Here is an 18,545-nt window from a genome sequence, read left to right on the forward strand (position 1 = left end):
GATGCGCGTCTGTTCCTTGAGAACTCAACAGTGTGCCAAATAGTCGATGCCATATGGCTCGCTATCGGAGGATGTTCTGTCCCGTTCGGGGTGGGGTGTTCGAGGGTGGTGGGTCTTGGTTGAGATAGGTGCCGTTTCTCCACCTCCGTGGGGTGCGGTGCCAAAATTCAGCCGAATCTGAACGGTCCTTATCGGGACCATTTCGTGTGTCGGTTGCTCTGCTGCTTTTGGGTGGTGGGGTGCCATGTAGACATTTACGGAGAGTTTGATTCTGGCTCAGGACGAACGCTGGCGGCGTGCTTAACACATGCAAGTCGAACGGTGATGGCCAGCTTGCTGGTCTGATCAGTGGCGAACGGGTGAGTAACACGTGAGCAACCTACCCCAGACTCTGGAATAACCATGGGAAACGATGGCTAATACCGGATACGAGACACACGCGCATGTGTGGTGTCTGGAAAGATTTATCGGTCTGGGATGGGCTCGCGGCCTATCAGCTTGTTGGTGGGGTAGTGGCCTACCAAGGCGACGACGGGTAGCCGGCCTGAGAGGGCGACCGGCCACACTGGGACTGAGATACGGCCCAGACTCCTACGGGAGGCAGCAGTGGGGAATATTGCACAATGGGCGCAAGCCTGATGCAGCGACGCCGCGTGAGGGATGACGGCCTTCGGGTTGTAAACCTCTTTCAGCAGGGAAGAAGCGCAAGTGACGGTACCTGCAGAAGAAGCGCCGGCTAACTACGTGCCAGCAGCCGCGGTAATACGTAGGGCGCAAGCGTTGTCCGGAATTATTGGGCGTAAAGAGCTCGTAGGCGGTTTGTCGCGTCTGCTGTGAAAACCTAAGGCTCAACCTTGGGCTTGCAGTGGGTACGGGCAGACTAGAGTGCGGTAGGGGTGACTGGAATTCCTGGTGTAGCGGTGGAATGCGCAGATATCAGGAGGAACACCGATGGCGAAGGCAGGTCACTGGGCCGCAACTGACGCTGAGGAGCGAAAGCATGGGGAGCGAACAGGATTAGATACCCTGGTAGTCCATGCCGTAAACGTTGGGCACTAGGTGTGGGGCTCATTCCACGAGTTCCGTGCCGCAGCAAACGCATTAAGTGCCCCGCCTGGGGAGTACGGCCGCAAGGCTAAAACTCAAAGAAATTGACGGGGGCCCGCACAAGCGGCGGAGCATGCGGATTAATTCGATGCAACGCGAAGAACCTTACCAAGGCTTGACATACACCGGAAACTTCCAGAGATGGTTGCCCCGCAAGGTCGGTGTACAGGTGGTGCATGGTTGTCGTCAGCTCGTGTCGTGAGATGTTGGGTTAAGTCCCGCAACGAGCGCAACCCTCGTCCCATGTTGCCAGCGGGTTATGCCGGGGACTCATGGGAGACTGCCGGGGTCAACTCGGAGGAAGGTGGGGATGACGTCAAATCATCATGCCCCTTATGTCTTGGGCTTCACGCATGCTACAATGGCCAGTACAAAGGGCTGCGATACCGCGAGGTGGAGCGAATCCCAAAAAGCTGGTCTCAGTTCGGATTGGGGTCTGCAACTCGACCCCATGAAGTCGGAGTCGCTAGTAATCGCAGATCAGCAACGCTGCGGTGAATACGTTCCCGGGCCTTGTACACACCGCCCGTCAAGTCACGAAAGTCGGTAACACCCGAAGCCGGTGGCCCAACCCTTGTGGAGGGAGCTGTCGAAGGTGGGACTGGCGATTGGGACTAAGTCGTAACAAGGTAGCCGTACCGGAAGGTGCGGCTGGATCACCTCCTTTCTAAGGAGCATCTGGCATCAAGTAGTCCTGTCATGGGGTTGCTGGGGTGTCCAGGCCCGTTGTCCCTGCCGAACGAGTGGGGGACGGTGCTCGAGGGTGGAACATCGACTGTTGGCCGGCTTTCGAGCTGGTGGCGACCTAGTACGCCAGGCCCTACGGGGTTCTGGGTGGGAACGGTCCGCTGCTGGGGAGGGGTCGGCTGGGCACGCTGTTGGGTCCTGAGGGAACAGCCGGAAGGTTGTTCGTTCAGGGTCGCTACGCACGCGGTCTACACCTGAGGGTGTGGGGCGGGTGCGGGTGGCTGCGGGCTGGTACCGCTCAGTCAAACCGCCGGCATGGTCCACACCTTGGTGTGGGTGGTGCGGGTAGGTGCTGGGGTGAGGGTGGCAGTTTCCCGGTCGTAGCTTGAGAACTGCACAGTGGACGCGAGCATCTTTTTTGAATGATTTTTGTGGTCAAGTTTATAAGGGCACAGGGTGGATGCCTTGGCACTAGGAGCCGAAGAAGGACGTTGTAGCCTGCGATAAGCCTCGGGGAGTTGGCAAACGAACCGTGATCCGAGGATGTCCGAATGGGGAAACCCCGCACGAGTCATGTCGTGTGACCCGCACCTGAATATATAGGGTGTGTGGAGGGAACGGCGGGAAGTGAAACATCTCAGTACCGCCAGGAAGAGATATTCCGTGAGTAGTGGCGAGCGAAAGCGGATCAGGCCAAACCGTGTACGTGTTCAAGCCGGCAGGCGTTGCGTGCACGGGGTTGTGGGACCTTTCCGTTGGATCTGCCGATCCGACAGGGAGTCAGAAAGTCGCGTCATAGTCGAAGGGCATTGAAAGGCCCGGCACAGAGGGTGTGACCCCCGTAGACGAAATGGCGTGGCCTCCCGAAGGGGATCCCAAGTAGCTCCGGGCCCGAGAAACCTGGAGTGAATCTGCACAGACCACTGTGTAAGCCTAAATACTACCTAGTGACCGATAGCGGACAAGTACCGTGAGGGAAAGGTGAAAAGTACCCCGGGAGGGGAGTGAAATAGTACCTGAAACCGTGTGCCTACAATCCGTTGGAGCCTCCCTAGCAGGGGTGACAGCGTGCCTTTTGAAGAATGAGCCTGCGAGTTAGTGGTACGTGGCGAGGTTAACCCGTGTGGGGAAGCCGTAGCGAAAGCGAGTCCGAATAGGGCGTCTCAGTCGCGTGCTCTAGACCCGAAGCGGAGTGATCTAGCCATGGGCAGGTTGAAGCGCGGGTAAGACCGCGTGGAGGACCGAACCCACCAGGGTTGAAAACCTGGGGGATGACCTGTGGTTAGGGGTGAAAGGCCAATCAAACTCCGTGATAGCTGGTTCTCCCCGAAATGCATTTAGGTGCAGCGTCACGTGTTTCTTGCCGGAGGTAGAGCTACTGGATAGCCGATGGGCCCCACCAGGTTACTGACGTTAGCCAAACTCCGAATGCCGGTAAGCCAGAGCGTGGCAGTGAGACTGCGGGGGATAAGCTCCGTAGTCGAGAGGGAAACAGCCCAGACCACCAGCTAAGGCCCCTAAGCGTATGCTAAGTGGGAAAGGATGTGGAGTTGCACAGACAACCAGGAGGTTGGCTTAGAAGCAGCCACCCTTGAAAGAGTGCGTAATAGCTCACTGGTCAAGTGATTCCGCGCCGACAATGTAGCGGGGCTCAAGTATACCGCCGAAGCTGTGGCATTCACATATCAGCTCAGCGCACCTTCGGGTGTGTTCAGGCGTGTGGATGGGTAGGGGAGCGTCGTGTGGCGAGTGAAGTCGCGGGGGAACCCAGCGGTGGACGCCACACGAGTGAGAATGCAGGCATGAGTAGCGAATGACGGGTGAGAAACCCGTCCGCCGAATGATCAAGGGTTCCAGGGCCAGGCTAATCCGCCCTGGGTAAGTCGGGACCTAAGGCGAGGCCGACAGGCGTAGTCGATGGACAACGGGTTGATATTCCCGTACCGGCGAAGAACCGCCCATACCGAGCCCGGTGATGCTAAACGCCCGAGATGTCACATCGTCCCTTCGGGGACACCGTGGCGTGGAGCGCGTGACCCGAACCGGTAGTAGGTAAGCGTATTAACAGGGGTGACGCAGGAAGGTAGCCAAGCGTGGCGATGGTAGTCCACGTCCAAGGTCGTAGGGCGAGGTGTAGGCAAATCCGCACCTCATATAGCCTGAGAGCTGACGGTGACCGCGAATGCGGGAATCTGGTGATCCTATGCTGCCAAGAAAAGCCTCGACGCGAGGTTCTAGCCGCCCGTACCCCAAACCGACTCAGGTGATCAGGTAGAGAATACCAAGGCGATCGAGAGAATCGTGGTTAAGGAACTCGGCAAAATGCCCCCGTAACTTCGGGAGAAGGGGGGCCTGAAGCGTGAACCGACTTGCTCGGGGAGCGTGAAGGGCCGCAGAGACCAGGGAGAAGCGACTGTTTACTAAAAACACAGGTCCGTGCGAAGTCGCAAGACGATGTATACGGACTGACGCCTGCCCGGTGCTGGAAGGTTAAGAGGACGGGTCAGCCGCAAGGCGAAGCTCAGAATTTAAGCCCCAGTAAACGGCGGTGGTAACTATAACCATCCTAAGGTAGCGAAATTCCTTGTCGGGTAAGTTCCGACCTGCACGAATGGCGTAACGACTTCTCCGCTGTCTCAACCGCGAACTCGGCGAAATTGCACTACGAGTAAAGATGCTCGTTACGCGCAGCAGGACGGAAAGACCCCGGGACCTTTACTATAGCTTGGTATTGGTGTTCGGTGCGGCTTGTGTAGGATAGGTGGGAGACTGTGAAGCCGGCACGCCAGTGTCGGTGGAGTCAACGTTGAAATACCACTCTGGTCGCTCTGGATATCTAACCTCGGTCCGTGATCCGGACCAGGGACAGTGCCTGGTGGGTAGTTTAACTGGGGCGGTTGCCTCCTAAAATGTAACGGAGGCGCTCAAAGGTTCCCTCAGCCTGGTTGGCAATCAGGTGGCGAGTGCAAGTGCACAAGGGAGCTTGACTGTGAGACTGACAGGTCGAGCAGGGACGAAAGTCGGAACTAGTGATCCGGCGGTGGCTTGTGGAAGCGCCGTCGCTCAACGGATAAAAGGTACCCCGGGGATAACAGGCTGATCTTGCCCAAGAGTCCATATCGACGGCATGGTTTGGCACCTCGATGTCGGCTCGTCGCATCCTGGGGCTGGAGTAGGTCCCAAGGGTTGGGCTGTTCGCCCATTAAAGCGGTACGCGAGCTGGGTTTAGAACGTCGTGAGACAGTTCGGTCCCTATCCGCTGCGCGCGCAGGAAACTTGAGAAGGGCTGTCCCTAGTACGAGAGGACCGGGACGGACGAACCTCTGGTGTGCCAGTTGTTCCGCCAGGAGCACGGCTGGTTAGCTACGTTCGGAAGGGATAACCGCTGAAAGCATCTAAGCGGGAAGCCTGCTTCAAGATGAGGTTTCCATGCCCCCTTGAGGGGTGAGAGGCTCCCAGCTAGACCACTGGGTAGATAGGCCGGATGTGGAAGAGGGGACTAACGACCCTCGCAGCTGACCGGTACTAATAAGCCGACAACTTCACCACTTCATTCATTTGTTGCTACGCGTCCACTGTGCGGTTCCCGAGAGACGAACGGGAACCCGTTTGACAACTCGACAACGTTACGGCGGTCATAGCGAAGGGGAAACGCCCGGTCCCATTCCGAACCCGGAAGCTAAGCCCTTCAGCGCCGATGGTACTGCACTCGCCAGGGTGTGGGAGAGTAGGACGCCGCCGGACATCATTCAGGAGAAGCCACCCCTACGGGGGTGGCTTCTTCTGTTTCCCAAGAGAATGTTCTGTGCGCGCGACGTCGGGCGTATTGATCACCAATTTCCACCGCAGTGTCGTCCCCGCTCCGCCCTATTCGGCGCGGCCCACTCGGCCGCCGTTCGGCGTCCGGAGCAGGGGATGAGACGATGGGGCGGTCGATCGCGACGAGGAGAGCACACAGATGAACAGCGAGAATCGTGCCGAGGGCACACCCGACGACCGGAATCGATCGGGTGGAGCGGGCCGCGGTCGACCTGACGGCGAACGCAGCAGCTCGGCACGAGGCCCGCGCGGCTCGCAGGGTGGCGGTGCGTCTCGCGGCGGGTCGTCCGGTCGCGGCGGCGGTTCCTACGGCGGCGGTCGTCCGAGCTCCGGCGGGGACCGCGGCTATCGTCCGTCGTCCGGCGGGCGGCCTGCAGGTGATGACCGCGGGTTCCGGCCGTCCGGCAGCGGGCGTCCGGGTGCTGACCGACCGTCGTACGGCGATCGCTCCGGCAGCGGCCGGCCCCCGTACGGTGACCGCTCTGGTGCGGGTGACCGTGGCCGCGGTGCAGACCGTCCTTCGTACGGCGATCGTCCCAGCGGGGATCGACCGAGCTACGGCCGTCCGTCTGGCGATCGAACGGGCTTCGGAGATCGCTCCGGCGGGACCAGCCGCGGTGGCGACCGCCCGTCCTACGGGAATCGGCCCTCCGGTGACCGTCCCTCGTACGGGAACCGCTCCGGCGGAGATCGCCCTGCGTATGGGAACCGACCTTCCGGTGGCGACCGTCCTTCGTACGGTGACCGTTCCGGGGGTCGTCCCCCGGGCGACCGTCCTTCGTACGGTGACCGTTCCGGTGGTGGTCGTCCCTCGGGTGACCGTCCCTCCTACGGGAACCGCTCCGGCGCGGACCGCCCTGCGTACGGGAACCGACCTGCCGGTGGCGACCGTCCTTCGTACGGCGACCGTTCCGGTGGTGGTCGTCCCTCGGGTGACCGTCCCTCGTACGGGAACCGCTCCGGCGGGGATCGCCCTGCGTATGGGAACCGACCTTCAGGTGGCGACCGTCCTTCGTACGGCGACCGTTCTGGGAGTCGTCCCTCGGGTGACCGTCCCTCCTACGGTGACCGTTCCGGTGGTCGCCCCTCGGGTGATCGTCCGTCCTACGGTGAGCGCTCCGGTGGTCGTCCCCAGGGTGACCGTCCCTCCTACGGTGAGCGCTCCGGTGGTCGCCCGCAGGGTGACCGTCCCTCGTACGGTGACCGTTCCGGTGGTCGCCCGCAGGGTGACCGTCCCTCGTACGGTGACCGTTCTGGGAGTCGTCCGCAGGGTGACCGTCCCTCGTACGGTGACCGTTCCGGTGGTCGCCCGCAGGGTGACCGTCCCTCGTACGGTGACCGTTCCGGTGGTGGTCGTCCGCAGGGTGACCGTCCCTCCTACGGTGACCGCTCCGGTGGTGGTCGTCCCGCGTACGGGCAGCGACCCGACGGGGATCGTCCGTCGTACGGAAGTCGTCCGGCCGATGACCGGCGCTCGAGCGGCGAGCGACCCGACCGTGGGGCCCGTCCCGCCGGCGCGCCAGACCGGCGTCCGTCGGGCGACCGTCCGGCGTCCGGTGGTCAGCGCCCCTCGTACTCGGACCGGAGCGACCGTCCTGAGCGCACGTCTTCTCGTCCGCCCGCCGCGGGCAGTCGTGGCGACCGCCCGGCGACGGGCGATCGTCGGCCCCCCAGCGGTCGGCCCGTGCGCGACGACCGGTCCGGCCCGCGCGCGGGGTACGCCGCGGGTGCGGAGCGTCCGACGACCGACGACCGTCGGCTCACGCGTCCGCCGCAGGAGGAGCGTGTCGTCGCGCCCGAGATCCCGGACGAGGTCGTGTTCAGCGATCTCGACCGTTCCGTCCGCGGCCGGCTGCGCACGCTCAGCAAGGACAACGCCGACGGCGTCGGCCGTCACCTGGTGATGGTGGGTCGGCTGCTCGACACCGAGCCGGAGCTCGCCTACGAGCACGCCCAGGCCGCGGTCCGCCGTGCCGGGCGGGTCGACGTCGTGCGGGAGGCCGCCGGTCTGGCTGCCTACCGGACGGGTCGGTACGCCGAGGCGCTGCGCGAGCTGCGGACGGTGCGCCGGCTGAACGGGTCGTCGGAGCACCTGGCGATCATGGTCGACTGCGAGCGTGGGCTGGGCAGGCCCGAGCGGGCGCTCGCCCTGGCGCAGGAGCCGGAGGCCGAGACGCTCGACGCGGAGACCAGCATCGAGCTGGCCATCGTCGTCAGCGGTGCGCGGCTGGACCTGGGCCAGGCCGATGCCGCTGTGGCGGCGCTGTCGACCGCCGCGGTGCGTGCCGGGACCGGTCTGGTTGCCGTACGGGTGGCTCAGGCTCGGGCGACCGCGCTCGAGGCGGCCGGACGCGCCGACGAGGCGGCGGCCGAGCTGGCGCCCTACACGCAGGACCAGCTCGACGAGGCCGCGGGTGACGTGGAGGTCGAGGACGAGGTGGTCTCGTTCGACCTCAGCGAGTTCGACGAGGACGGCGAGTACGACGAGGGCGCATTCGACGCGATCGCTGTCGCAGACGACTCCGCCTCAGACGACTCCGCCTCAGACGACTCCGTCGCAGACGACTCCGTCGCAGACGACTCCGCCTCAGACGACTCCGTCGCAGACGACTCCGCCTCAGACGACTCCGCCGCAGCCGAGGACGACGAGGACGAGGACGACGAGGACGACAAGGACGAGGACGACGACGAGACCGATGGCGCCGTCGACGAGGTCCACGACGCGTCGCCCGAGGTTGACGACACGTCCGACGAGTCCGAGCCGTCCGTCGACGACGTCGCCGGATCTCAGGACTCGACGTCGGACGGATCCGTCGAGGCAGGCGACGACCGGACGTCCGAGGCGCCGGAGCAGCTGCTGGGCGGGCAGGGGTCGGACGAGGCGGAGGGCGGCCGGTGACGGGCGGGCTCATCGGCTCGGCCACACCGCTCGCGGACCGGTTCGACCTCGCGCTGGTCGACCTGGACGGCGTGGCCTACCGCGGTCACGAGCCGATCGACGGTGCGGCCGAAGGGCTGACCGCGGCGCGTGAGCGCGGGATGCGTCTGGTGTTCGTCACGAACAACGCGTCGCGCGAGCCCGAGTCCGTCGCGGACCAGCTTACGGACCTTGGGATCGTCACGCACGCCTCCGAGGTGATGACCGCCGCGCAGGCGGCTGCGCAGCTGCTGCGCACCCGCCTGCCGCGCGGGTCGAAGGTGCTGGTCGTGGGTGGCGCCGGGCTGGTCACCGCCGTGCGGCTGGCCGGGTACGAAGTGGTCCACTCCGCCGACGACGAGCCCGCGGCGGTCGCCCAGGGCTTCTCGCCGGAGGTGGGTTGGCCACAGCTCGCGGAGGCGGCGTACGCCGTCGGCCGGGGTGCGTGGCACGTGGCCTCCAACCTCGACCTGAGCCTGCCGACCGCGCGGGGCTTCGCACCGGGGAACGGGTCGCTCGTCGGCGCCGTCCAGGCCGCGACGGGTGTGGTCCCGGACAGCGCGGGCAAGCCGTCCCCGACGATGTACCAGATGGCCGTGGAGCGGGTCGGTGCGCGCGAGACGCTCGTGATCGGCGACCGGCTCGACACCGACCTGGGCGGTGCTCGCGCAGGCGGCTACATCGGTCTGCACGTGCTGACCGGCGTGAGCTCGGCGCGCGACGACGTGCTGGCGGTGCCGGGGGAGCGGCCGCACCTCATCGGCGCGGACCTGCGCTCGTTGCTCGTCGCCCACCCGGAGCCCCAGGCGGCAGCGGAGGGTTGGTGGACCGTGCGGGACGCGTCGGCGCGGGTCGTCGACGGGCGCCTCGAGCTCGGCCGCACTGCCGACACGACCGTCGAGGGCAAGGTCGACGTGGTCCGCGCTGCGTGCGCGGCTGCGTGGGCCGCGGTCGACGACGGGGTGGAGCTCGACCCGACCTCGGTCCCCGAGCTGGCGACGGACCTCGCGAGCCAGTGACGAGGACCGACGCTGCCTGTGTGTGGCGACCGGTCGACGTCGGTTCCGACAGGTAGCGTGGGCGCGGTCCCGGACTCTGCACCGAGGGGTGCGGCTGCCGATGTCGGCGAGCGACCGGGACCAGGACACGACCACGGCAGGAGACGGCGCAGTGAGCGAGACCGGCGGGACGGACGTGACACCGGGACAGGTGCCCGGGCTCGAGTCGACCTCGGACGCGGCGGTCGACGAGGCGCTGTCGACGCTGGTGGGGCTCGAGGACCAGCCGCTGCGGGCGCACGTCGCGGTGTTCGACGCGGTTCACGGCGCGCTCCAGGACCGGCTCGCGGACGCGGAGGGCTGACCCGCGGTGACCACACGCCTCGACACGGAGCTCGTGCGCCGCGGACTGGCCCGGTCGCGCCGGCACGCCGGAGAGCTGATCGCCGCCGGTCGGGTGACCGTCGACGGTTCCGCGGTCTCGCGCAGCGCCGCGCAGGTGACGGACGAGCGCGAGGTCGCCGTCCAGTCCGACGACGACGACCCGGGGTACGCGTCGCGCGCCGGGCACAAGCTGGCGGGGGCCCTCGACGCGCTCGGCGCGGACGGTCCGGCGGTCGCCGGTCGGTACTGCCTCGACGCGGGGGCGAGCACCGGGGGTTTCACCGACGTGCTGCTGCGCCGTGGGGCGACGGGCGTCGTGGCGGTCGACGTCGGTCACGACCAGATGGTCGATGAGCTGCGGTCGGACCCGCGGGTGGACGTGCGCGAGGGCGTCAATGTCCGCACCCTGACACGTGGTGACGTCAGCCCCGCGCCGGAGCTGGTCGTCGCCGATCTCTCGTTCATCTCGCTCACCCTGGTGCTGCCGGCGCTCGTCGAGGTCGCCCGGCCGGACGCCGACCTGCTGCTGATGGTGAAGCCGCAGTTCGAGGTCGGACGCGAGCGCCTCGGCTCGGGCGGTGTGGTGCGTCTGCCCGGCCTGTGGGTGGACGCCGTGCTGGGTGTCGCGCGCGCCGGTGCCGAGCTCGGCCTGGCGGTGCGGGACGTCGTGCGCAGCCCCCTGCCGGGTCCGAGCGGCAACGTCGAGTTCTTCGTGTGGTTCCGACGGCCCGAGGGCGACGGCCCCGTCGAGGTCCTGGTCGACCGGATCACCGCCGCCGTGCTCGCCGATGGGGAGGTGGCCCGGTGACCCGGCGCGCCCTGGTGGTCACCCACGGGGGCCGAGAGGAGGCCGTGGCCGCCACCCGCGAGGTGGTGCGCGAGCTCGAACTCGCGGGCGTCGAGCCGGTGCTGGCCGCCGAGGACGCCGACGCAGCCGACCTGCCGCCGTTCGAGCTGGCGATCGTGCTCGGGGGCGACGGGACGATCCTGCGAGCCGCTGAGCTCACGCGCGGGACGTCCGTGCCGCTGCTCGGCGTGAACCTCGGGCACGTCGGGTTCCTCGCCGAGAGCGAGCGCGAGGACGTGGGGGAGGCGGTACGACGACTCACCGCGGGCGAGTTCGTCGTCGAGGAGCGCGGCACCCTGGACGTCCGGGTGCTGCGACCGGACGGGAGCATCGGCACCGGGTGGGCGCTCAACGAGGCGGCGCTGGAGAAAGTGGACCGGTCGCGCATGCTCGAGGTGCTGGTCGAGGTCGACGGCCACCCGCTGTCGTCGTTCGGCTGCGACGGGATCGTCGCGGCGACCGCCACCGGGTCCACCGCGCACGCGTTCTCCGCCGGCGGGCCGGTGGTGTGGCCGGACGTGGACGGCATGATCCTTGTGCCCCTGTCGGCGCACGCCCTGTTCGCGCGGCCGCTGGTGGTCGGCCCCCGGAGCACGCTCGCGGTGGAGGTCCTCGACCGCTCGCCCGCCGCCGGGCTGGTCACGCTCGACGGCCGCCGGCGGCTCGAGGTGCCGAAGGGGTCGCGGGTGGAGGTGACCCGCAGCCCCGTTCCCGTGCGCCTGGCACGGCTCACGATGGCGCCGTTCACGACGCGCCTGGTGAACAAGTTCGGCCTCCCCGTCGACGGGTGGCGCGGGCGGCCCAGCGCGCCCCGGCCCGTGCGCGCAGTACAGCCGGAGGCGGCACCGTGATCGAGGAGATCCGGATCGAGAACCTCGGGGTCATCGGGCGCGCGCACGTCGAGCTCGGTCCGGGCCTGACGGTGCTCACGGGCGAGACCGGTGCGGGCAAGACGATGGTGCTGACGGCACTGAACCTCCTGCTGGGCGGCAAGGCCGACCCGGCGACCGTGCGGGTCGGGTCGGCGTCGGCGTCCGTCGAGGGGCGGGTGGTGCTCGACGCCGGTGCACCTGCGCTCGCGCGCGCCGCCGAGGCGGGTGCGGACCTGGACGACGACGGGAGCCTCGTGCTCCTGCGGACGGTCGGCGCCGGCTCGGACGGCACCACGGGCCGGTCCCGCGCGTTCGTGGGCGGTCGGTCCGTGCCCCAGGGTCTTCTCGCGGAGCTGGCGGACGAGCTGGTCACGGTGCACGGCCAGGCCGACCAGGCCCGGTTGCGCTCGCCCGCGGTGCAGCGGGAGGCGCTCGACGAGTTCGTCGGCCCGGCTCACCGCGAGGTGCTCGCCAGCTACCGCGGGGCATGGGCGCAGCGGGCACGTGTCGAGGCCGAGCTCACCGACCTGGTCGACCGGGCGCGGGACCGCACGCGGGAGGCGGAGCTGCTGCGCCTCGGGCTCGCGGAGGTCGAGCGGGTGGACCCCCAGCCGGACGAGGACGTGACGCTGGCCGACGAGGTCGAGCGGCTGTCGCACGCCGAGGACCTCCGGACGGCGGCGGCCGGGGCGCACACCGCGCTCGTCGGCGGGGACGACGGCACCGACGAGGGGACGGCAGTCGGGACGATCGAGCTCGCGCGCCGGCTGCTCGAGCACGAGGGCAGCCACGACCCGGCGCTCGCCGCGCTCGCCACCCGTATCGCGGAGGCCGGATACCTGCTCGCGGACGTGTCGACGGACCTCGCCGCCTACCTCGAGGACCTGCAGGCCGACCCGCTGCGCCTCGAGGCCGCCCAGCGCCGGCGCGCGGAGCTGGGCAGCCTGACCCGCAGCTATGGGTCGACGGTCGCGGAGGTGCTGGCCTGGGCGGACACCGCCGGTCGCCGGCTGCTCGACCTCGACGGCGGGGAGGAGCGGATCGACGAGCTGCGGCAGGAACGCGACCGGCTGGGAACCGAGCTCGACGCTCTCGCGGAGCAGCTGACGAGCGGTCGACGTGACGGCGCAGAACGACTCTCCACTGTGGTGTCCGAGGAGCTCGCGGGGCTGGCGATGGCCGGCGCCGAGCTGCGCGTGGTCGTCGAGCCGGCCGACGAGCCCGGCCCGCACGGCGCCGACAAGGTCGAGATGCTCCTGGTGCCGCACGCGGGAGCGCCCGCTCGCGCCCTGGGCAAGGGTGCGTCCGGTGGCGAGCTGTCCCGCGTCATGCTGGCCATCGAGGTCGCGCTGGCCACCGCGCCCGGCGCGACGCGACCGGGGACGTTCGTGTTCGACGAGGTCGACGCGGGCGTCGGTGGTCGGGCCGCCGTCGAGGTCGGCCGCCGGCTGTCGTCGCTCGCGCAGGGCAGCCAGGTGCTCGTCGTGACGCACCTCGCGCAGGTGGCTGCGTTCGCCGATCGGCACCTCGTCGTCACCAAGTCGACGGCCGACGGCGTGGACGTGGTCACCGAGTCGGACGTGCGCTTGGTCACCCAGGAGGACCGCGTGCGCGAGCTGGCCCGCATGCTGTCCGGGCAGGAGGACTCCCACGCCGCGCGGACGCACGCAGCAGAACTGCTCGAGCTCTCGTCCGTGGGACGATGAGCGGCGATGAGAGCCTCCCTGCGCAAACGCACCGCCCTGCCCGAAGCCGGCGTCGTCGCCGGTCCGGCACGTGTCGACCCCCGGACCAAGGGGCTGACCAAGCGTCTGCGCCCCGGTGACATCGCGGTCATCGACCACCTCGACCTCGACCGCGTCTCCGCCGAGGCGCTGGTCGCGTGCCAGCCCGCCGCCGTGCTCAACGCCGCGCGCTCCACCTCGGGCCGCTACCCGAACCTCGGCCCGGAGATCCTCATCGGGGCGGGCATCCCCCTGATCGACGACCTCGGCGCGGACGTCATGTCCCTCACCGAGGGCCACCGGCTCCGGATCGTGGAGGGCGCCGTCTACGACGGCGAGACCCTGGTCGCCGAGGGTGTCCTGCAGACCGAGACGACGGTCGCCACCGCGATGGAGGAGGCCCGGGCCGGACTCTCCGTGCAGCTGGAGTCGTTCGCGGCGAACACGATGGACTACCTGCGCCGCGAGCGTGACCTGCTCCTCGACGGCGTCGGCGTCCCCGACATCTCGACCGTGATCGACGGTCGGCAGGTGCTCATCGTCGTGCGCGGCTACCACTACAAGGAAGACCTGGTCACGCTGCGGCCCTACATCCGCGAGTACCGGCCGGTGCTCATCGGTGTCGACGGGGGAGCGGACGCGATCCTCGACGCCGGCTGGAAGCCCGACCTGATCGTCGGAGACATGGACTCCGTGTCCGACCGTGCCCTGACGTGCGGCGCGGAGGTCGTCGTGCACGCCTACCGCGACGGACGGGCGCCCGGGCTCGCGCGCGTGGAGCAGCTGGACGTCAAGCACGTCGTGTTCCCTGCCACGGGCACCAGCGAGGACGTCGCCATGCTGCTCGCCGACGACAAGGGCGCCGAGCTGATCGTGGCGGTCGGGACGCACGCCACGCTCGTCGAGTTCCTGGACAAGGGCCGGTCGGGCATGGCGAGCACGTTCCTCACGCGACTGCGGGTCGGCAGCAAGCTGGTCGACGCCAAGGGCGTCTCGCGGCTCTACCGGAACCGCATCTCCAACCTGCAGCTCACCCTCCTGGTCCTCGCGGGCCTGCTCGCCCTCGGCGTGGCGCTCGCGTCGACCGCGGCGGGCCAGACCCTGATCGGCCTCTCGGGCGCCCGTATCGACGACATCACGTCGTGGGTGAGCGGACTGTTCGGATGAGCACCGCCGCTGCCCTCGCCCTGCACCTGGTCCCGGTGAACGCCGGCGACGTACCCGACGGAGACCTCGCACCGTGATCGACTTCCGCTACCACATCGTCTCGCTCATCTCGGTCTTCCTGGCGTTGGCCGTCGGCATCGCGCTGGGTGCCGGCCCGCTCAAGGAGACGATCGGTGACACGCTCACCGGCCAGGTCGAGCAGCTCCGCGGCGAGAAGGACGCTCTCCGGGCGGAGCTCGACACCACGTCGGGCGAGCTGCAGGACGCCGAGACCTACATCGATGCCGCGGGTCCGCAGCTCCTCGACGGCACGCTGGCGGACCGCCGCGTCGCCGTGATCGCGCTCGGGGAGGTCGACGAGTCGATCCGCACCGCGATCGACACGCGGCTGACCCAGTCGGGCGCCAGCGTCACGGCCCACGTCACGTTGACGGACACGTGGATGGACCCGGACGCCCGCACGTTCCGGCAGGCTCTGGTCGGCCAGCTGCTCACGTACCTCGACCCTGTCCCGGCAGACGACGCGGGCGTGGAGGACGAGCTCGCCTCGGCTCTGGTGCAGGCCCTCGTCACGTCGGACCCGAGCAACCCGGACGTGCTGTCCGACGACGCCTCCGTGCTGTTGGAGCTCCTCTCGTCGAGCGAGAGCGACAGCCCGCTGGTCACCGTCGCCGACCAGGTCACCGTTCCGGCGGACGCGATCGTCGTCATCGGCGTTCCCCGGGAGGAGACGGCCGCAGACGCGACCCCGAGCCCCGCGCCGTCGGAGTCGACCGTCGTGGCCCAGCTCGCGGTCCTCAGCGCTGCGCAGGAGCTCTCGACCGGCGCGGTCCTGGCCGACGGACCCCGGGGCGAGGGCAGCCTCACGGACGCCGTGCTCGCCGACCAGGACCTGGCTGCGACGATCACCACCGTCTCCGGCACGGCCGTCGTGACCGGGCAGGTCAACGTGCCGCTCGCCCTGGCCGGCCGGATCGCCGGCACCAACGGCCACTACGGGTTCGGTGACGGCGAGACCCCGCTGCCGGCGGCCGTGGTGCTGCCACCGGTCGACCGCACGCCGCGCCTGACCGACGGTGCGGAGTCGACCGCAGGGACCGAGGGATGACGGTAGGTGTCGCGCGTCGCGTCCTGACGGGCGCCGTCGCGAGTGCGGTGACCGCGGTCGTGCGGGGCGCGTTCGACCACCAGGCGCCGGGCGGGCAGGCGCGCTGGACCCGCACCAACCACCGCGGCGAGCCGATCAGCCTGCTCGAGGGGCCGGCGGTGGCTGCGGGACTGCTCGCCGGCGGACTCGTCGGCGCGCCGTCACCGCGGGGGGCCGTCGCGCTCACGATCGCGACCGCGTCCGGCGCGGCCTTCGGGCTGGTCGACGACCTCGGCGAGGACTCCTCGTCACGACGCAAGGGTCTGCGCGGCCACCTCGGTGCCCTCGCGCGCGGCGAGCTCACGACTGGTGGCCTCAAGGTCCTCGGGATCGGCGGTGGAGCGCTCGTCGCGGCCGCGGTGGCCACGCCGGTGCACCGGGCGGACGGCACGCGTCGCTCGACGGTCGGGTGGCTGGCGGACGTCGCCGCATCGGGAGCCTTGATCGCCTCCAGCGCCAACCTGGTGAACCTGCTCGACCTGCGCCCCGGGCGCGCGCTCAAGGCGGCCACGCTCGTGGCAGCCCCGCTCGCTCTCGCGCCGGGCGGCGGTGCCGGGGCCGGAGCCGCGGCGCTCGGCGTGGTCGGGGCCGCGATGGACCAGGACCTCGCCGAGACCGACATGCTCGGCGACGGTGGCGCGAACGCTCTGGGCGCCACGCTCGGGACCGCCGTGGCGCTGAGCGCTCCGCGGCCCGTCCGGCTCGCGTGCCTCGCGGTCGTGGTGGGTCTCACGGTCGCCAGCGAGAAGGTCAGCTTCACGCGCGTCATCGAGCGCACCCCCGTGCTGCGCGACATCGACGCCTGGGGTCGGCGGCCCGTCGACCCGCCCTCGGGCCGGTCCGGGTGAGCCCCGCGGCGCGTCGCACGATCGCCGGGCTGGGCGGCGCGGCCGCGATGATCGCTGCCGTCACGGTCCTGAGCCGGGTGCTCGGCTTCGGCAGGTACCTGGTGCAGGCACACGCGTTCCACGACGGCAGCATCGGCGGCGTCTACAACGCGGCCAACACCCTGCCCAACGTCCTCTTCGAGGTCGCGGCGGGCGGTGCGCTGGCGGGCGCGCTCGTCCCTTTGCTGGCCCTGCCCGTCTCGCGCGCACTGCACAAGGACGTCGACGCGATCACGTCGGCGACGTTCGGGTGGACGCTGCTCGTGCTGGTCCCGCTCGGCGCCGCGCTCGCCGCGTGCAGCGGACTGATCGCCTCCGTCTGGCCACAGATCGACGACTCGCAGCGAGACCTCCTGCAGTACTTCATCGCCGTCTTCGCGGTCCAGGTCCCCATGTACGGCATCGCCGTGCTCCTGTACGCGGTGCTCCAGGCGCACAAGCGGTTCTTCTGGCCGGCGTTCGCGCCCGTGCTGTCGTCCCTCGTCGTCATCGCGACCTACCTGGTCTACGCGGCGCTCGCCGGCGGTGAGCTCGACGACCCGGCCGCGGTGTCGGCCGAAGCGCTGGCGGTGCTCGGCTGGGGGACCACGCTCGGCGTCGCGGCGATGTGCTTCCCGATGTTCGTCCCTGTCAGGCGCCTGGGGGTGCGTATCCGGCCGACCCTGCGCTTCCCCGAGGGCACGGGACGACGCCTGGCCGCCCTGGCGTTCGCCGGCGTCGGCTCGCTGGTGGCCCAGCAGGTCTCGGTGCTCGTGGCGCTGCTCGTCGCCGCCGATCGCGGCAACCCCGGCACCTGGTCGGTGTACCTGTGGTCCCAGCAGGTGTACCTGCTGCCGTACGCGGTGCTGGTCGTGCCCCTGGCGACGTCGACGTTCCCCCGGCTCGCACACCGCGCTGCCACCGGCGAGCACGACGCGTTCGCACGGATGGCGTCGGGGACCACCCGGGCGGTCCTCGCCGCCGCGGCCCTCGGGGGCGCCGCCCTCGCCGCCGCCGCCCCCGCGGTCACGGCCGTCTTCGTGTTCTTCGCCGACGGCGGTCCTGGCATGCGCGCGATGACCCTGACGATCACCTGGCTCATGCCGGGTCTGCTCGGCTTCGCACTCATGTTCCACGCGTCCCGTGCGCTCTACGCGCTCGAGCGAGGCCGGGCGGCCATCACGGCGAACGTCGCGGGCTGGGGGACTGTCGCCGTGGCGACGCCCCTGCTCGCCGCGCTGCGGGCCCCCACCGGGGACGACCCCGCGGCGACGCTCCTGGCGCTCGCGCAGGCCAGCTCGCTCGGCATGCTCGTCGGTGGCACGGTCGCGGTGCTCCTGCTGCGCCGCGCCGCGGGCCGGTCCGCGACCACCGGCCTGCCGCGGACCGCGCTCGTGCTCGTCCTCGGCGCCGGTCTCGGCGCGGTCGCCGGACGGTGGGTGGTGGACGCGGTCACCGACCTGGCCGGGCACGGCATGCTCACCGCCGTCGGCGCGGCCGCGGGCGGCGGGATCATCGCGGCCCTCGTCGTCGCCGGCGCGGTGGTCGCGGGGGACCGCGGGACGTTGCGCGACTTCCGGCGCATCGAGGCGGAGCCCCGGCCGGTCGTCGTCGACCGCGTCCCTGACCCCGCGAACCCGGGCGCGCCCCTTCTGTAGGACGCCACGTGTCCGGACTCACCCCGCGTCGTGCTCCGGGACCTGGCATTCGTCAGGTAGGTTGGAATCCCGTGACAGAGCGCGCGCATCGACTCTCCGGGCGGTCGGATTCCACGACCCGGCACATCTTCGTCACCGGGGGTGTCGCTTCCTCCCTCGGCAAGGGCCTGACGGCGAGCAGCCTCGGCCGACTCCTCCGCTCCCGTGGCCTTCGCGTCACGATGCAGAAGCTCGACCCGTACCTCAACGTGGACCCGGGCACCATGAACCCGTTCCAGCACGGCGAGGTCTTCGTCACCGAGGACGGTGCGGAGACGGACCTCGACGTGGGCCACTACGAGCGGTTCCTGGA

At 69.1% G+C, this 18,545-nt stretch carries 10 protein-coding genes, 3 rRNA genes and 1 pseudogene; 13 read left to right on the forward strand and 1 reads right to left on the reverse strand.

Annotated features, from left to right (window positions below):
- Window positions 1-253: 253 nt before the first annotated feature.
- From AC1DUQ_RS03060 to rrf, 3 genes are all read left to right on the forward strand, one after another.
- Window positions 254-1,774, forward strand: a 16S ribosomal RNA gene (locus tag AC1DUQ_RS03060).
- Window positions 1,775-2,227: 453 nt separating this feature from the next.
- Window positions 2,228-5,343 (forward strand): 23S ribosomal RNA (locus AC1DUQ_RS03065).
- A gap of 78 nt (window positions 5,344-5,421) precedes the next feature.
- Window positions 5,422-5,538 (forward strand): 5S ribosomal RNA (gene rrf / locus AC1DUQ_RS03070).
- The 16S, 23S and 5S rRNA genes sit together here, the layout of an rRNA operon.
- A 2,528-nt stretch (window positions 5,539-8,066) precedes the next feature.
- Here the strand turns inward: rrf and AC1DUQ_RS03075 are convergent.
- Window positions 8,067-8,525 carry a pentapeptide repeat-containing protein gene (locus AC1DUQ_RS03075; protein ID WP_477062897.1) on the reverse strand — a complete coding sequence of 153 codons (459 nt, stop codon included), beginning with the start codon at window positions 8,523-8,525 and terminating at the stop codon, window positions 8,067-8,069.
- Between AC1DUQ_RS03075 and AC1DUQ_RS03080 the strand changes: the two genes are divergently transcribed.
- From AC1DUQ_RS03080 to AC1DUQ_RS03125, 10 genes and pseudogenes are all read left to right on the forward strand, one after another.
- The gene (locus tag AC1DUQ_RS03080; protein ID WP_477062778.1) at window positions 8,509-9,549 is read left to right on the forward strand and encodes an HAD-IIA family hydrolase; all 1,041 of its coding nucleotides are present in this window, start codon (window positions 8,509-8,511) and stop codon (window positions 9,547-9,549) included. The genes AC1DUQ_RS03075 and AC1DUQ_RS03080 overlap by 17 nt on opposite strands.
- 151 nt (window positions 9,550-9,700) lie before the next feature.
- On the forward strand, window positions 9,701-9,892 hold the full coding sequence (locus AC1DUQ_RS03085; protein WP_477062779.1) for a hypothetical protein: 192 nt from the start codon (window positions 9,701-9,703) through the stop codon (window positions 9,890-9,892).
- A gap of 6 nt (window positions 9,893-9,898) precedes the next feature.
- The gene (locus AC1DUQ_RS03090; protein ID WP_477062780.1) at window positions 9,899-10,720 is read left to right on the forward strand and encodes a TlyA family RNA methyltransferase; all 822 of its coding nucleotides are present in this window, start codon (window positions 9,899-9,901) and stop codon (window positions 10,718-10,720) included.
- The gene (locus AC1DUQ_RS03095) at window positions 10,717-11,610 is read left to right on the forward strand and encodes an NAD kinase (protein ID WP_477062781.1); all 894 of its coding nucleotides are present in this window, start codon (window positions 10,717-10,719) and stop codon (window positions 11,608-11,610) included. Before AC1DUQ_RS03090 ends, AC1DUQ_RS03095 begins: the two co-directional genes overlap by 4 nt.
- Window positions 11,607-13,337, forward strand: coding sequence for a DNA repair protein RecN (gene recN, locus AC1DUQ_RS03100; protein WP_477062782.1), 1,731 nt, complete (start codon window positions 11,607-11,609; stop codon window positions 13,335-13,337). The genes AC1DUQ_RS03095 and recN overlap by 4 nt, the downstream gene beginning before the upstream one ends.
- Window positions 13,338-13,343: 6 nt before the next feature.
- A complete protein-coding gene (gene steA, locus AC1DUQ_RS03105; RefSeq protein ID WP_477062783.1) occupies window positions 13,344-14,522 on the forward strand; it encodes a putative cytokinetic ring protein SteA in 1,179 nt (392 codons plus the stop codon).
- Between the two features lie 73 nt (window positions 14,523-14,595).
- Window positions 14,596-15,630: a copper transporter gene (locus AC1DUQ_RS03110; protein ID WP_477062784.1), complete on the forward strand. Its 1,035-nt coding sequence runs from the start codon at window positions 14,596-14,598 to the stop codon at window positions 15,628-15,630.
- A complete protein-coding gene (locus tag AC1DUQ_RS03115; protein WP_477062785.1) occupies window positions 15,627-16,517 on the forward strand; it encodes a hypothetical protein in 891 nt (296 codons plus the stop codon). Before AC1DUQ_RS03110 ends, AC1DUQ_RS03115 begins: the two co-directional genes overlap by 4 nt.
- The gene (gene murJ / locus AC1DUQ_RS03120) at window positions 16,514-18,193 is read left to right on the forward strand and encodes a murein biosynthesis integral membrane protein MurJ (RefSeq protein WP_477073374.1); all 1,680 of its coding nucleotides are present in this window, start codon (window positions 16,514-16,516) and stop codon (window positions 18,191-18,193) included. The genes AC1DUQ_RS03115 and murJ overlap by 4 nt, the downstream gene beginning before the upstream one ends.
- A gap of 71 nt (window positions 18,194-18,264) precedes the next feature.
- Window positions 18,265-18,545, forward strand: a pseudogene (locus AC1DUQ_RS03125) (CTP synthase); the annotation flags it as partial.

Source organism: Cellulomonas sp. P4_B5_2 (genome assembly GCF_056402235.1).